This window comes from Nocardia nova, from assembly GCF_002933465.1.
GTDB lineage: Bacteria > Actinomycetota > Actinomycetes > Mycobacteriales > Mycobacteriaceae > Nocardia > Nocardia nova_B.
The window spans coordinates 1-558 of sequence record NZ_PSZE01000106.1 but is presented as its reverse complement, the minus strand read 5'-3'; the positions used below and the strand labels follow the sequence as shown (position 1 = coordinate 558).

1 protein-coding gene is annotated in these 558 nt (G+C 69.9%); it reads right to left on the bottom strand.

Annotation, left to right across the window (positions count from 1 at the left end; translation table 11 throughout):
* The coding region (locus tag C5E41_RS33055) for a transketolase C-terminal domain-containing protein (protein ID WP_308706137.1) at positions 1-558 on the bottom strand (558 nt) is incomplete at both ends.

Below are 558 nucleotides of genomic sequence, written 5' to 3'. Positions count from 1 at the left end.
GGTCCTCGACCACCACCAGGCGGCTACCGGTCACCAGGCAGGCGTCCACCAGGGCTTCGCGGTCGATGGGTTTGACCGAGTAGGCGTCGATGACCCGCGCGGGGATGCCGGCGGTGGCGAGTTCGTCTGCGGCGGTGAGGCATTCGTGCACAGTGACACCGGCGCCGATCAGGGCGACCCGATCGTCGGGCCCGGCCCGGTGAACCTTCGATCCGCCGACCGGGAACTGCTCGCCCGGCGAGTAGAGGACCGGATAAGCGCCGCGGGTGGTGCGCAGGTAGACGATGCCGGCGGTGTCGGCCATGGTTGCGACAAGCTTGGCGGTGCAGGTGGCGTCGGCGGGGTAGAGCACGACCGAGCCGTGCACCGCGCGCAGCGCGGCCAGGTCCTCCAACGCCATCTGTGACGGGCCGTCCTGACCGATCTCCACCCCGGCGTGCGAGCCGACCAGCCGGATGTTCACCTGCGAGATGCCGGCCATCCGGATGAAGTCGTAGGCACGGGCAAAAAACACCGCGAAGGTGGCGGCGAACGCGACATAGCCGCGCACGGCGAGCC